The organism is Nocardia mikamii NBRC 108933 (genome assembly GCF_001613505.1).
In the GTDB taxonomy this organism is placed as follows: Bacteria; Actinomycetota; Actinomycetes; order Mycobacteriales; family Mycobacteriaceae; genus Nocardia; species Nocardia mikamii.
The window spans coordinates 240,256-253,728 of record NZ_BDCM01000013.1 but is presented as its reverse complement, the minus strand read 5'-3'; the positions used below and the strand labels follow the sequence as shown (position 1 = coordinate 253,728).

13 protein-coding genes are annotated in these 13,473 nt (G+C 70.3%); 8 read left to right on the top strand and 5 right to left on the bottom strand.

All coding sequences use genetic code 11. The features are described from left to right. Positions 1-348 precede the first annotated feature (348 nt). A complete protein-coding gene (locus NMI01S_RS19230) occupies positions 349-1,341 on the top strand; it encodes a methylenetetrahydrofolate reductase (protein WP_084513127.1) in 993 nt (330 codons plus the stop codon). A gap of 150 nt (positions 1,342-1,491) precedes the next feature. Next, positions 1,492-2,199, top strand: coding sequence for a hypothetical protein (locus NMI01S_RS19225; protein ID WP_062999090.1), 708 nt, complete (start codon positions 1,492-1,494; stop codon positions 2,197-2,199). On the opposite strand, the gene NMI01S_RS19220 is transcribed toward NMI01S_RS19225, so the two are convergent. The 5 genes from NMI01S_RS19220 to NMI01S_RS19200 all read right to left on the bottom strand — a co-directional run bounded on the left by NMI01S_RS19220 (position 2,183) and on the right by NMI01S_RS19200 (position 7,224). Further along, the gene (locus NMI01S_RS19220) at positions 2,183-3,406 is read right to left on the bottom strand and encodes a glycosyltransferase family 2 protein (RefSeq protein WP_062999087.1); all 1,224 of its coding nucleotides are present in this window, start codon (positions 3,404-3,406) and stop codon (positions 2,183-2,185) included. The two genes, NMI01S_RS19225 and NMI01S_RS19220, sit on opposite strands and share 17 nt — an antisense overlap. Before the next feature lie 68 nt (positions 3,407-3,474). Beyond that, positions 3,475-4,182 (bottom strand): LppM family (lipo)protein, encoded by a 708-nt coding sequence (locus tag NMI01S_RS19215; RefSeq protein ID WP_062999085.1) that lies wholly within the window; start codon positions 4,180-4,182, stop codon positions 3,475-3,477. A gap of 74 nt (positions 4,183-4,256) precedes the next feature. Then, positions 4,257-5,018 (bottom strand): carotenoid biosynthesis protein, encoded by a 762-nt coding sequence (locus NMI01S_RS19210; protein WP_369689920.1) that lies wholly within the window; start codon positions 5,016-5,018, stop codon positions 4,257-4,259. A gap of 20 nt (positions 5,019-5,038) precedes the next feature. Continuing rightward, complete coding sequence (locus NMI01S_RS19205; protein WP_062999081.1) at positions 5,039-6,601, bottom strand: phytoene desaturase family protein; 1,563 nt, start codon at positions 6,599-6,601, stop codon at positions 5,039-5,041. Beyond that, the gene (locus tag NMI01S_RS19200) at positions 6,598-7,224 is read right to left on the bottom strand and encodes a GNAT family N-acetyltransferase (RefSeq protein ID WP_062999080.1); all 627 of its coding nucleotides are present in this window, start codon (positions 7,222-7,224) and stop codon (positions 6,598-6,600) included. Before NMI01S_RS19200 ends, NMI01S_RS19205 begins: the two co-directional genes overlap by 4 nt. 242 nt (positions 7,225-7,466) lie before the next feature. Here NMI01S_RS19200 and NMI01S_RS19195 point away from each other — a divergent pair, with 242 nt between their 5' ends. The 6 genes from NMI01S_RS19195 to NMI01S_RS19170 all read left to right on the top strand — a co-directional run bounded on the left by NMI01S_RS19195 (position 7,467) and on the right by NMI01S_RS19170 (position 13,450). Then, on the top strand, positions 7,467-7,910 hold the full coding sequence (locus NMI01S_RS19195; protein WP_062999078.1) for an SAV_6107 family HEPN domain-containing protein: 444 nt from the start codon (positions 7,467-7,469) through the stop codon (positions 7,908-7,910). A 124-nt stretch (positions 7,911-8,034) separates the two neighbouring features. Continuing rightward, entirely contained in the window at positions 8,035-8,463 is a 429-nt protein-coding gene (locus NMI01S_RS19190; protein WP_036500335.1) for an SCO2097 family morphological protein, read from the top strand. Between the two features lie 486 nt (positions 8,464-8,949). Beyond that, positions 8,950-9,381, top strand: coding sequence for a division/cell wall cluster transcriptional repressor MraZ (gene mraZ / locus NMI01S_RS19185; protein WP_030514722.1), 432 nt, complete (start codon positions 8,950-8,952; stop codon positions 9,379-9,381). Positions 9,382-9,545: 164 nt separating this feature from the next. Further along, complete coding sequence (rsmH, locus tag NMI01S_RS19180; RefSeq protein WP_062999076.1) at positions 9,546-10,517, top strand: 16S rRNA (cytosine(1402)-N(4))-methyltransferase RsmH; 972 nt, start codon at positions 9,546-9,548, stop codon at positions 10,515-10,517. A gap of 84 nt (positions 10,518-10,601) precedes the next feature. Beyond that, positions 10,602-11,531: a cell division protein FtsL gene (gene ftsL / locus NMI01S_RS35955; protein WP_245716932.1), complete on the top strand. Its 930-nt coding sequence runs from the start codon at positions 10,602-10,604 to the stop codon at positions 11,529-11,531. 56 nt (positions 11,532-11,587) lie between these two features. Further along, positions 11,588-13,450 (top strand): peptidoglycan D,D-transpeptidase FtsI family protein, encoded by a 1,863-nt coding sequence (locus tag NMI01S_RS19170; protein WP_439956281.1) that lies wholly within the window; start codon positions 11,588-11,590, stop codon positions 13,448-13,450. Positions 13,451-13,473 lie beyond the last annotated feature (23 nt).

Here is a 13,473-nt window from a genome sequence, read left to right as displayed (position 1 = left end):
CCCTCCGGCCGGCCATCGCGAACGGGTTCGCGTCGCGGCGCCTGCCGGACCACCGTGAACCTTACTGCGTCGGTTCCGTCGCCCGACAGCGCCGTAGCCGGTACCGCGTCGCATCGGACGCGGGAGATCGAGGCCGGCCGGCCGGTCCGTGCGCGACCGGCACGCGGCGCCCCGGGGTGACCGGTCGACAGATCGCGGGCGGGTGGGGACCGCCGCCACGGGGTCGTCGGAGCGAACGGTGGCCACACAGCGACGCACAGCTCCCGCGCGAGGCGCACCAGCGGCTGGACCGGCGCGGATCCGGACCGGGCGGCCCGTCGAGCGAGGGTGTCCTACTACACTGGACCGGTGAGTTTCGACAACGTACGGGGACGATCGACCCCAGGCCGACCTTCCCGGACGCCGTCCGGAACTCCCTCCGTGGTGGGGCAGCTGGGCCGCCGCCCCGACGGCACCGTTCCGTTCTCGGTCGAATTCAATCCGCCCCGCGACGCGGCCGCCGAGGCGCGGCTGTGGCGCGCCGCCCGTGAATTCGAGCGGATGCATCCGGCGTTCGTGTCGATGACCTACGGTGCGGGCGGATCCACCCGCGATCGCACCGCGCGCATCACCGGGCAGCTGGCCCGCGAGACCACACTGCTCACCGTCGCGCATCTGACCGCGGTCGGGCACAGCGTCGCCGAACTGCGGTCCATCGTCGGCAGCTACGCCGACGCCGGCATTCGCAACATGCTCGTGCTGCGCGGCGACCCGCCGGGCGATCCGCTGGGGGAGTGGCGCAAACATCCCGACGGGGTCGAATACGCCGAGGAACTGGTGCGCATGGTCTGCGAACTCGGCGACTTCCACGTGGGCGTGGCGTCGTTTCCGCAGGGCCATTACCGATCCCCCGACCTGGACCACGACACCCGCTATCTGACCGCGAAACTGCGTGCGGGAGCGGAATATTCGATCACGCAGATGTTCTTCGACGTGGAACACTATCTGCGCCTGCGGGATCGGGTCGCGGCCTACGACGCCGAACAGGGCGCCAAGCCCATCATTCCCGAGCTGATGCCGATCACCTCGCTGCGCACGGTGCAGCGCGCCGAGGAACTGTCGGGCCGGCCGCTGCCCGCGCGGGTCATGCAGCGGCTCGAGCAGGCGGCCGGTAACGATCCGGAGGCCAATCGTAACGCGGTGCGCGCGGTGGGCATCGAGATCGCCACCGAGATCGCGCAGCGGCTGATCGACGAGGGCGCGCCCTGCCTGCATTTCATCACCCTGAACTTCGCCAAGGCGACCACCGAGGTGCTCACCAACCTCGGTTATACGGTGACCCCGGCGGCCGTCAGCGCCTGATCGGCGTTTCGCGGGCGAGTTGCCGCGCATTCGCCTCCACCGGCGGTACCCTCTCGTGCACCGTGACGACGCGGAGGTTCCCGAGCCATGCTGTGCGGCCCGGCGGACCGACCCTGGTGCGGATGTTCCGCCGAACTCAGGAGAACCCCGATGGCCGTGGTGACCAGTCTCGTCCGTCTTTCCGCAGCGCTCACCGTGACCGGTGCGCTGACCTTCGCCGGCGCCGCCGCCGCGACCGCCGCCCCGCCCGACCCCGCCGCCACCATCGCCGCCCTGGGCCAGAACCCGGCGGCGGCGACGGATTTGCTGTCCGCGTATCAGACGGCGGTCGACTCGCTGAAGCAGCTGGGCATCCAGCCGTTCCTGTATCCGTCCGGGTCGGCGTTCTGCCAGGACGGCAGCACCCTCGGGCTCGTCCCGGCACTGGCCGGTGCGGTGCCCGGGCCGTGGCCCAAACTGGCGGTGCCGGTACCCGGTCTGGACCTGTCCGCGGTGAAGGCGGGCCAGACGATGTTCGCCTTCGTCCCCTACGGCATGGGTCCCGACGGCGCCGACACCACCGGTATGCAGGTGGCCTGGCTGAACGTGTCCAACGGCCGCGGCGGATTCGCCGCCATGGGCCCGCTGTCCCAGGTCGTCGGTTCGATGGTGCCGCCGAATCTGCCGCCCGAGGTGCGCCCGGCGTTCGAACAGGCGATCCGCAACTTCTTCCTGGCGTCGTTGCCGGTCGGCGGGGTGCGCGCGGTGCCGGTGGACACCGGCTCCGGAACGGTGCTGGCGGCGGTGTTCGGCACGGTCCGCAACGGCGCCAACACCTGCATGTTCCTGCCGACGGTCGGCGTCACCTCGGTGCCCTGAGTTCGGTGCGCCCGGGCCGGGAGCGGCCCGGGCCGTCCGGAACCGGGCGTCCCTTCCAGCGCAGCGCGCCGCGCCGATGCAGCAACCACGACCGGCCCGACAGCCACAGATACGCGCCGATCGACACCGGATGTGCCAGCGCCGCACCGAGATCGGCGCCGCGCGGGCCCGTCCCGGATTCCAGTGAGCGGGCCAGCAGCCGGCTCGCGACACCCAATCCGTAGCCGGTGACACCTGTCCGCCGGATCCGGCCGCGGCCGAGCAGCGCCGCGAGGGCGGGTAGCACGTACGCGATCGCGGCGACCGTATCCACCGCCACCGCACCGGCCGGGCCGCCGTAGGCCGACCACAGCCAGCGGGTGTAGCCGCCGTCGACTTCGGCTGCGCCCCGGTACATCCGAGTACTCGCCAGCGTCCCCGCCGCCACCAGCACGGTGCGATGTCCGGCGCGCCGCAGCGCCCGCGCCAGCGCCAGATCCTCGGTGATCGAACCGGCCACCGCCGCATGCCCGCCCACCGCGCGATAGGCCGCGGCGTCGAAGACGAGGAACTGCCCGCACGCCACCGCGGTCGAGGGCCGCAGGCTGCGATCGGCGAGCCGCACCGGCAGCGTCGTGGCCCACGACCAGCACAGCAGCGGCTGCACCAGCGCCTCCGCGAGCGATCCGGCCCGCTGATACGGCCACGGCGACACCGAACCCGCACCGCTGCGGCGTAATTCGCTCACCGCGGCGGCGATCGCCTGCGGGCGCAGCCGCACATCGGCGTCGAGGAAGATCAGGGCACCGGGCGGCGGGCCGGCCGTGACGCCCGCGAGTTCGGCCAGGCGCGCGCAGGCCGCGGTCTTACCGGTCCATCCCGGTTCGGGGTCGGTGTCGGCGGCGACCACGGTGAATCGGTCGTCGTCACCGATCGCCTCGACGGCGGCCGGGAAGGTGCCGTCGGTGGATCCGTCGTCGAGAATCCAGATCCGCATGCGCGAAACACCTTGCTGAGCACGCAGATCCGCGATCAGCCGCGGTAGGCGAGTGGCTTCGTCGCGGGCCGGGATCGCGATGATCACCGGCTCGATCACCGGTGTGGTGCCGGCCCGCAGCCGCCGCATGGCGAGCCGGTTCACCAGGGCCACCGCACATCCCGCACCGGCCACGATCGCGCCCGCCGTGACGATCGGCTCGACTACCGACCGCGCGCCGCGCGGCGTCATGTGACCTCTCCCGGCGGCTGCGCCGAGGCGGCGGGGGACGGTGCTCGCGAGGCCCATCGTGGTCCGGATCAGGCGTCCTGCTTCACCTGCGGACGCCACGGCGGCGTGGGATTGCGATTCAGATATGCCAGCACCGCGACCATGGCGGCCACGGCGAGGGTGATGCCGCCGACGATTCCGGCCCATCCGGCGAAGGAACGGGTGTTCGGATCGGCGTAGCTGACCTCGGCGCGCACGGTGCTCACATCGCCGGCCGGAAGCTTCCAGGAGACCGTCGAATCACCCTGCCGGGTGCCGTTGGTGGTGGCCACCCGGGCCGGGAACGCGACGGTGAACTGCACGTCGGAACCTTGCGGCGGAACGGATTTCAGGTCGACCCGGCCGGTGAGCGTCACCTTGTCGCCGGTGCGGATGAACTGCAGGTTGAACATGCCCTGCGTCTGATCCGACAGCGCGCCCAGTTGCTGCACCTCGCCGAAGGTCAGGTCGTCGAAGTAGACCTGGCTGCCGACGTAGCCGTCCTGGCTGTAGGGCTCGACCCGGATCTTCGCGGCCAGCGTCTCGGGCGCCTTCAGCTCGGGGCCCTTGTCCTTGTCGTTGGCCGGGATCACGGCGGCCACCAGATGGCCGGACACGCGGTCGTTCGAGGACACGCCCATCGATACCTGGACCCGCAGGCAGCCGGTCAGCAACGGCGCCAGCAGCAGCGCCAGCAAGGCTACGGACCAGAGGCGACGACGCCGGGTTCGCCGCGGCGTGTGGGTCGACTCTGGCATCGATGGTGTCGGACTCGGCTGCACGGCACACATCGTGCCATGAGCCGCTGTGATCGTCGGCACGCGACGGGCGTTTACGGCGGCGCGGGCAGACGCCCGCGGTCTCGAGCCTGCCGCAGCACCCATACCGCCGTGGGTACGGCCACCACTCCGAGGCCGATCAGGCCGTACCCCGCGGACGCGGGCAGATCCAGGAACACCGCATGGGCCAGCGCCGATCCGAACCAGGTCCACAACAGCACCGCGATCGGCACCGCCGGTCCAGCGCCGCGCGGGGCGCAGCGGCGTTCGAGTGTGGCGAGCAGCGTCGCCATCAGGGCGCCGACGGCGAACCAGCCCAGGTAGTTCGTATACGGGATATCGCCGATTCCGGGCAGGCCCGGATGGGCCGAACACCAGGTCCACTGCCCGTCGGCCACCATCTGCGGGTCGAGGTAGAGGTCCCAGCCCACCGCGCCCACGGCGGTCGCCACGACGCGGGTGACGGTGTGGCGGCACAGCAGCCCGGTCGCCACCCAGATCGGATAGAGCCCGCCGACCCAGGCCACCGGTACGACCAGCGGCACCTGCGCGAGATCGGGACCGAGCCGGCCGTGCGCGTAGTGATAGCAGCCGAACGGGAAACCGCTTGCGGTACCGATCATTTCGGCGACCGCGCCGACGCCGCCGACGATCACCGCATACCCGGCCGCCCAGCCGATGCCCCGGGCCACCCGGGCGTGCAGCAGCGCGGTGGCCGCCGACAGCGCGACGATCAGGATCGTCACCCGATCTCGCGCCGAGCCGTCGGTGAGGGGATAGGCGATCTGCGCCGCGACCCAGGCCACGGCGGTCACCGCCGGCCACTCCCGCGCCGTCATCGCCGCGCGAAACGGCCGCGGCGCAGCGAGCGCAGCACCAGCCCCGCCGCGGTACGCCCGCTCGCTCCCGACACCCCGCCGCCGGGGTGGGTGGAGGCCCCGGTCAGAAACAGCCCGGGGGCACCCGGCACCTTCTGTCCGGACAACTCCGGAATGGGCCGCCAGAAGAACATCTGATCCATCGACATCTCGACATGCATGACGTTGCCGCCGATCAGCCCCAGCTCGCTCTCCAGATCGGCGGGGGTCTGCACATACCGTTGCCGCACCGAATCGGCGAAACCCGGTGCGTAGGAGTCGACTTCGGCGATGATGCGGTCGGCCTCGCGCTCACCGTGCGCGCGCCAGTCGCTGCCGTCGGCGAGCCGGTACGGATGCCACTGCGCCCACAGCGACAGCTGATGTTCGCCGGGTGGCGCGATCGTGGGGTCGAGCGCGCTGAAACTCATCGCCAGCACCACCGGACGAGGCGGCAGTTCCCCGGCCAGCGCGGCGGCGTGGGCGAGTCGCAACTGCCGCCGATCGGTCACCAGCAGCTGCAGCCCGCGCGTCGACTCCTGCCGGGTGGCGCCGGGGTATGCCGGAAGGGCGGTGGTGGCGGCCCGCACCACCATGCCGATACCGGGCCCGACGCGGATGCGACGCCGCCAGTCTTCGACAACGGTGTCGTCGAATCCGCCGCGCCGCAACAACTCCAGCGTGGTCAGCACGTGTGTGCCGGAAATCACGGTGCGGGCGGACAGGTTGCGGCCGGCTGCCGTGCGCACCCGCCAGCCGTCGCCCGAGCGGCGCAGCTCGGTCACCTCGTCACCGGCGGAGACGGTTCCGCCGTCGGCGCGCAGCCGCGCCACGAGTGCCGTGGTGAGCGCGCCGCTGCCGCCGACCGCGCGGCCGGGCGGGAGCGTATGCATCAGCGCGGCGAAACCGGCCATCGGCGCGGTGCCGGGTTCCGACATCGGCGGCCCGGACTGCGCGCCGAACCAGGCCAGCGCCGCCTTCAGCCGTTCGTCGTCGAACCAGCTGTCCAGCAGGGCGTCTCCGGACTGCAGGAATTCCCGCGACAGCGCGCTGCCGCCGCCCCGGGCGTCCAGGCCCCAGAACGCGCGCAGGAACCGGCCCGGCGTCGGCGCACCACCGAACGCCCGCATCACCCGCTGGGCCCGCGGTCCCCAGGTGCGGACGAACCGCCGGTAGGCCTCGGCCTCGCGGGGACCGCAGGCCCGTTCGATCGAGGCGCAGGTGCGGTCGACATCGCGATGGAAGACGATCGGCTCAGCGCCGGAACCCACCGGTGCGGGTGCGAAAGCCCAAGGGTCGCAGTCGATGTAGCGCAGCCCGAACTTCTCCAGCTCGAGTTCCTCGATGATGCCGGTGTGGCGGATCATGATGTGTGCCGAGGAACCGCGGTCCACGAGATGACCAGGGAAGCGCTCGACAGTCGACACCGCGCCACCGAGCACCTCGTCGCGCTCGAGGACCTCCACCGGATGTCCCGCCCGTGCCAGATAGCAGGCCGCGACCAGTGCGTTGTGGCCGGAGCCGAGGATCAGTGTCGTCACTGCTCGGGCGTCCGCAGCGGTAGCCGGCGGCCGAGGACGGCGAAGCGCCGGGTATCACCGGAGAAGACGAAATGCCGGACCACATCGGTGAATCCCTGCCGGCGATACAGCCGCCAGGCGCGGTTGGACTCGCGGTCGACCTCCGGCGTGGACAGCAGCACCGCCGCCTCCGTGCGCTGCTCGAGCAGCCGCACCAGCAGGGTCTCGCCGATCCCGCGCCCCTGGGCGGAGGGATGGACGTGCAGTTCGGTGAGTTCGAAATAGTCCGACAGCAGGGCGCGCGCGGTCTGCTCCGGCCAGCCCGAGCGGCGCATTCCGGTGTGCACCTGCTGATGCCACCACTGGTGCGGCGCACCGCGATAACCGTAGGCGATCGCGACGATCGGCGCGGTGCGCAGATCGACGTGGCCGCTGTCGTCGGGGACCACCGCGGCGACGGCCTGCCAGCCGGGCCGGGTGGTGTGCTCGGCCCACATCGGGGCGCGGTGGTTTTCGGTGCCGCGTGGATAGTCCATCGCCGCGACGTACACGGCGAGGGCGTCGTGCAGCCGGTGGCGCAGCGTCGCGGCCGAGAGGTCGACGACGACGGGCGCGGGGGTGTGGCGGGGCCTGACGGCGGTCATGTGCGGGGTGCCATATCTTCGGGGCCGTCTCTGTCTGTCGAAGGTTCTGTGGTCTGGAAGGCGGACGTCGGATTCGGGGGTCGGACGGGGGTGCGGGGTCCCCATCCAGGGTGCGCGGCTCTCGTTCGGCGCGAAAGTCTGTCGGTGGTCGTCTCTATATTCACATTCAATTGAAACGTTCGAATACCTGTTCGGTTCGGCACGGTCGACCGGGCCGGTATGCGAAATGTGGAGGTGTCGAGATGGCTGGTCGGATGGACGATCCGCGACGTGCCGGCCGGGCGGGCGGTCTGCTCGACCGGGCGGACACGATGGTGCAGCAGGCCTGGGCCGAACCCGACCCGAGCGAGCGGCTGCGCAGCGCGTATCTGGCGGCCCTGCGCGGCGCCGGGGCGGTGCTGGCGGCGACCGGGGCCGACCGGGCGCCGCGGGCTCGCTCCCGTAACGCGTGGGTGCTGATGCAACAGGCCGCCCCGGAATTCGTCATGTGGTCGGACTACTTCAGTTCCTTCTCCGAAACCAGAGCGGCGCTCGAGGCCGGACTCGACCGCGCGATCAGCGATACCCAGGCCGACGAGTTCGCCTCTCGGGTGGAGGCATTCCTGCGCGATGTGGAGGATGCGCTGGCGATTACCGCGGCCCGATTGCGTCCCGCGCCGGGCTGGCTCGCCGACGGCACGGCGTGAACATCGGCGAGTAGGTGGTAGCGCACTGATCGAACTCGTATCATTGGTGGCAGTAGCCGCCAAGGTCGGCTACTTGTCGTCTACCCGGAGACGACAACCAGGACCTAGTGCCGGGGGAGGTACCGTGCCACTCTCCGAGCACGAGCAGCGCATGCTCGAACAGATCGAGAGCGCGCTCTATGCTGAGGACCCAAAATTCGCCTCGACCGTGCGTGGTGGTCGGCTTCGCTCTGCCACCGGAAGACGCAGGCTTCAGGCGGCCGCGCTCTTCGTCCTCGGCCTCGTTCTTCTCATCGCGGGAATCGCCCTGCCCGTCAAGCCCGGCGGATTCCCCATCATCAGCCTGCTCGGCTTCATCGTGATGTTCGGCGCGGGTGTGTTGTTGTTGCTGGGCGGCTCGGGTATGACCAAGAGCGGCCGGGGCGGCGGCGACGCCTCCTCCGGCCCCGGTGGTGTTCCCGGCCGTGCGGCAAAGAGTAAGCAACGCAAGGCCGGTGGCTTCTCCGCCCGCATGGAAGATCGGTTCAGGCGCCGCTTCGAGCAGGACAGCTGAGCCTGCGCTCGCGCCCTGGAGGCGGTGGCGGGCGATCGAATGTGGTTGCGCGATGATTGCCGTGCCCGGCACCGAGTAGCCGACAACTGAACAACCGCGAACGACACGCCGTGATGTGCGGCGTGTCGTTTTCTTTTCGCGAAGTGATCCGGATCGCGTTCACGCTGCGCCGGATTCGTCGCCCCCCGCCGTTCCCCACCTTGCCCCACGCCCGGCCCCCACTCTCACCCACCGCCCGGCGGGGCGGCTCCCAGCTGCGGGTTTGCTGATGGTTGTCGGACGGACCGCCTCGCCGGCGGCGCGTGTCGGGGGAACTCGACGAAATCTCCCCACCGCGGTGATAGCTGGGCTGACCTGCTCGATCCCCGAACCGGGGACCGAGATCACCGCGGCTTTCGATTGAAAGTGGGGGAAAGTGGGGTAATGTGGAGCGCGCACTGATAAGAGCCGATCAGACGAGGTGATCGAGCGGGAGGTGTCGAGACTGTGTTTCTCGGTACCTACACGCCTCGGCTGGACGACAAAGGGCGACTGACGTTGCCTGCGAAGTTTCGCGACGAGCTGGCGGGAGGGTTGATGGTCACGAAAGGTCAGGACCACAGCCTTGCCGTCTATCCCAAAGAAGAGTTCACCGCCCTGGCGCGGCGAGCCGCGGCGGCGTCCCGAAGCAACCCGCAGGCAAGGGCTTTCGTTCGTGCCTTGGCGGCGTCCACGGACGAACAACGTCCCGATGGGCAGGGCCGGATCACGTTGTCGGCCGAACATCGCCGCTACGCGAACCTGTCCAAGGACTGCGTGGTGATCGGCTCGGTCGATTTCCTCGAGATCTGGGACAAACAGGCGTGGGATTCCTACCTCGCCGAGCACGAGGAGGACTACTCGCTGGCAGGAGACGAGTCGCTGGGCGGAATTTTCTGATCCGAGACAGGCGAGTGCCCTGCGGCCTCTGCCCGGCACGGACCCTGACGTACTTCCCCAACGCCAGGTGCCGTGTTCGGTCAGAGACCCCGGGGCATTGGCTGTCCACTCGTTAGGCCATCCACCCGTCGCAAGCACCGTGAGCCAGGATCCGGGAGGTCGAGGTGAATCATGACAGCGACCGCCCCCGCCATGTTCCGGTTCTCTTGCGTCGTGCTGACGAAATCCTCGGTCCCGCACTGGAATCCGGCGGAGTCCTGATCGACGCCACGCTCGGTTTGGGCGGGCATGCCGAACATTTCCTGCGGACCTATCCCGCGATCCACCTGATCGGGCTGGACCGCGATACCGAGGCGCTGCGCCTGGCGGGCGAGCGGCTCGCGCCCTTCGCCGATCGAATCACGCTGGTGCACACCAGATATGACGGCTTGCCCGGCGCCCTGCGGCAGGCCGGACTGCCGGAACGCGGTTCGGTGCGCGCGGTGCTGATGGACCTCGGTGTGTCCTCGATGCAGCTCGACGAGGCCGAGCGGGGATTCGCCTATTCGGTGGACGCTCCGCTGGACATGCGGATGGACCCGACCTCCGACCTCACCGCGGCCGATGTGCTCAACACCTACAGTCACGGGGACCTGGCCCGGATCCTGAAAACCTATGGCGAGGAACGCTTCGCGGGCCGGATCGCGAGCGAAATCCTCCGCCGGCGCGCGCAGCGGCCGTTCACGACCAGTGCCCAACTGGTGGAACTGCTCTACGACGCGATCCCGGCGGCGACCCGGCGCACCGGCGGGCATCCCGCCAAACGCACCTTCCAGGCATTGCGGATCGAGGTCAATCGGGAACTCGAGTCGCTGGAGGCCGCGGTGCCGGCGGCATTGGCCGCGCTGGAGGTCGGCGGCCGGATCGTCGTCATGTCCTACCAGTCGCTGGAGGACAAGGTCGTCAAACAGATCTTCGCGCAGGCCTCGGCCTCGCGCACACCATTGGACCTGCCCGTCGAATTGCCCGGTATGGGACCGGAATTCGCGATTCTGACCAGGGGCGCGGAGAAGGCGAGCGAAACGGAGATCGAGGAGAACCCACGCGCGGCGCCGGTGCGTATGCGGGCCGCGGAGCGAATACAGGCGGCCGGGTGACAGCGATCCGGCTACGGGGGTATTGCCGGTCCGGCAGCACTACGACGGGCAGTCCCACAGGAAATCGGTAGGGGAGGCAGGAATATGAGCGTGCGGACACGGGTGGACGCACCACAGCGGACGCAGCGGTCCGCACCGCGGCGAGCGCACAGCGCCGACCGCGTGAAATCCGGTGCGGCCCAACGCGCGTATGCGCGCCGGCGCAATCGGGCGGGGGAGCGCGTGCTTCCGCCGCTACCCAGGCGCGCCGGGTCGATGATGGCCGGTCGGCTGCCGTTCGTGGCGGCGATTCTGGCCCTGCTCGGCTGCGGTCTGCTCGCGACTCTGGTGCTGACCACTCATGCCGCCGAGGACAGCTATCAGCTCAGCGACGCACGCCGCATCAACCGGCAGTTGCTCGACGAACGCGCGGCCCTGCAGCGCGAGGTCGAGGCCGCCGACTCGGCGCCCGAACTGGCCAACCGCGCACGCGAACTGGGCATGATCCCGGCCAAGGATCCCGCCCGCCTGCTCGTGGCGCCGGACGGTTCGGTCACGGTGATCGGTAAGGAGACGCCGGCCGAGGGTGCGCCGGTGCCGCCGCTCAACACGACTCCCGCCAAACCGGGCGCCCTGCCGCCGAAACTCGCTCAGGCCCAGGGCGAACGGCTGGTCCCGGTGACCACCACGCCGGCCCCGCAGGCTCCCGCTCCCGGTCCGGCCCAGCAGAACCAGGCCCCGGCGCCGACCACGACCGCGCCGCAGCCGCCGGCCCAGCCGACGCAGGTTCCGGCACCGGTGCAGGCCGCACCGGCGGCGCCGGCCGCACCACCGGCCGGGACGCAACCGGCGGCGCAGGCGGCTCCGGCCGCACCGGCCGCCGAGCCGGAGCCCGCGGCGCAGGCGGCTCCGGTCGCGCCCGCCGGGACGCAACCGGCGGCACAGACCGCTCCGCCCGCGCCCATCGCACCCGCCGCGCAGCCGGCCGGCACCCAGCCGGTGGTCCAGGCGGCACCCGAGGGGGCCGATCGATGACCGGCCGCGGCGGAGGCAGAACCGGCGGGGGTGCCACAGGACGCGGCCGGGCGGGTATGCGATCCACACCTGCCCGGCCGCGTCGCGCTCCCCGGCCGCGGGCGGGATCGCCCGCGGATGCCTCCACGCGGCTGCGGTTCGGAGTCGGACGTGTGCTGATGCTGGTGGCGCTGCTCGTCGTCGCGATGCAATTGCTGTGGCTGCAAACGTTTTCCGCGCCCAATCTGTCGGCCGAGGCGGCGAGCCAGCGCACGGTGCATCAGACCGACTGGGCGCAACGCGGTGCCATCCTCGACCGCGACGGCCGCGCGCTCGCGTTCACCGTCGTGACGAAGAAGCTCAACTTCCGGCCGATCGCCGTGCGCAAGGATCTGGCCGACGCGCGGGCGAAGAGCGACAAGGCGCCCGAGGTCGACAAGCGGCTGGAAGCGATCGCCGCGACGATTCACGAGAAGCTGGGCAAGGACGCGCCCCCGGAAGCGGAGCTGCTCGCCAAACTGCGCAGCGACGACCAGTTCACCTATCTGGCCTACAACGTCGACTCCCGGGTGGCCGACGAGATCACCGAGAAGTTCCCCGAGGTGGGGACCGAACGTCAGGACACACCGGTCTATCCGGGCGGCGCGCTGGCGGCGAATGTGGTGGGGGCGACCGGCTGGGACGGACACGGCCAGGTGGGGCTCGAGGCGTCGATGGACGCGACGCTGGCCGGCACCGACGGTTCGCACACCTACGATCGCGGCTCCGACGGGGCGGTCATCCCCGGCAGTGAGCGCGACAAGGTGCCCGCGGTCAACGGCTCCAATGTCGAACTGACCCTCGATTCCGATCTGCAGTACTACGTGCAGCAGCAGGTCCAGGAGGCCAAGGACAAATCCGGCGCGCAGGACGCCTCGGCCGTGGTGCTGGACGCCCACACCGGCCAGGTGCTGGCCATGGCCAACGACAACACCTTCAATCCGGCGCAGGATCCGAAGTTCTGGGCGTCGGCCGATATCGGCAATCCGTCGGTGACCAATGCCTACGAGCCCGGTTCGGTGAACAAGATCATCACCGCGGCGGCCTCCATCGAATACGGCCTGACCAACCCCGATGAGGTTCATCAGGTGCCGGGGGAGATCCACATGGGCGGGGTCGTCGTGCACGACGCGTGGTCGCACGGCGTGATGCCGTACACGACCACCGGCATCTTCGGTAAGTCGTCGAACGTGGGCACGCTGATGCTCGCCCAGCGGGTCGGCGAGGATCGCTTCGCGGATATGGTCAAGCGTTTCGGGCTGGGGCAGCGCACCGGTGTCGGGCTGCCGGGTGAAAGTGGTGGCATCGTGCCGCCGCGCGACCAGTGGTCCGGCTCGACCTTCGCGAATCTGCCCATCGGACAGGGCCTTTCGATGACCCTGCTGCAGATGACCGGGATGTACCAGGCCATCGCCAACGACGGGGTGCGGATCCCGCCGCGCATCGTCAAGGACGTGATCGGCCCGGACGGGCACCGCACCGGCGAACCGCAGCCGGACGGCGTGCGGGTGGTGAGCCCGCAGACCGCGAGTACGCTGCGGCAGATGTTCCAGGCCGTGGTGCAGCGCGATCCGATGGGATATCAGCAGGGCACGGGCGCTCCCGCGGCGATCGAGGGCTACCAGATCGCCGGGAAGACCGGGACCGCGCAGCAGATCGACCAGAAATGCCAGTGCTATTCCGCCGATCGTTACTGGATCACCTTCGCCGGAATCGCCCCGGCCGACAATCCGCGCTACGTCATCGGCATCATGTTGAACGCACCCGTGCGCAGCACCGACGGCAGCGGTGGGCAGTCGGCGGCGCCGCTGTTCCACAGCATCGCCTCCTGGGCGCTGCAGCGCGATCGCGTTCCGCCGTCGACGGTGCCGCCGAAACAGCTTGTGCTCCAGGCGATGTAGTGGTGTATGCGGCTGAATGTCCG

Excerpts from the sequence above, each read along its gene's own strand:
- NMI01S_RS19225 (WP_062999090.1), top strand. The coding sequence starts at position 1,492 with ATGGCCGTGGTGACCAGTCTCGTCCGTCTTTCCGCAGCGCTCACCGTG.
- NMI01S_RS19220 (WP_062999087.1), bottom strand. The coding sequence starts at position 3,406 with ATGACGCCGCGCGGCGCGCGGTCGGTAGTCGAGCCGATCGTCACGGCG.
- NMI01S_RS19215 (WP_062999085.1), bottom strand. The coding sequence starts at position 4,182 with ATGCCAGAGTCGACCCACACGCCGCGGCGAACCCGGCGTCGTCGCCTC.
- NMI01S_RS19200 (WP_062999080.1), bottom strand. The coding sequence starts at position 7,224 with ATGACCGCCGTCAGGCCCCGCCACACCCCCGCGCCCGTCGTCGTCGAC.
- NMI01S_RS19195 (WP_062999078.1), top strand. The coding sequence starts at position 7,467 with ATGGCTGGTCGGATGGACGATCCGCGACGTGCCGGCCGGGCGGGCGGT.
- ftsL (WP_245716932.1), top strand. The coding sequence starts at position 10,602 with ATGAGCGTGCGGACACGGGTGGACGCACCACAGCGGACGCAGCGGTCC.
- NMI01S_RS19170 (WP_439956281.1), top strand. The coding sequence starts at position 11,588 with ATGCGATCCACACCTGCCCGGCCGCGTCGCGCTCCCCGGCCGCGGGCG.